Source organism: Nocardioides pocheonensis (assembly GCF_003725535.1).
GTDB classification, from domain to species: domain Bacteria; phylum Actinomycetota; class Actinomycetes; order Propionibacteriales; family Nocardioidaceae; genus Marmoricola; species Marmoricola pocheonensis.
In genome coordinates this window covers 1-254 of the sequence record NZ_RJSF01000015.1, presented here as the reverse complement: position 1 = coordinate 254, position 254 = coordinate 1, and the positions used below count along the sequence as shown (strand labels likewise).

Below are 254 nucleotides of genomic sequence, written 5' to 3'. Positions count from 1 at the left end.
ACCGCCGACTTGTTGCCCACCAACGCCAACGTGTCCGCCGGCACCTTGTGCCCCTTGTCGATCGCCAACACCACATCGACACCATCACGGGTCAACCGCATGTCGGAGACCTGACCCACCTTCACCCCCCGATAGGTCACCTCCGCACCGGTGAAGATCCCACCCGACTGCGCAAACTCCGCATTCACCCGATACGCCGAGTCATAGACCAACCGATCCAACCGCGCATACCGAGCACCCACATACGAGATCCC

1 protein-coding gene is annotated in these 254 nt (G+C 61.8%); it reads right to left on the bottom strand.

Annotated features, from left to right (window positions below; translation table 11 throughout):
- Nucleotides 1-188, bottom strand: a 188-nt coding sequence (locus EFL26_RS05830) for an MlaD family protein (RefSeq protein ID WP_342773514.1), incomplete at its 3' end; no start/stop codon positions are given.
- Nucleotides 189-254 lie beyond the last annotated feature (66 nt).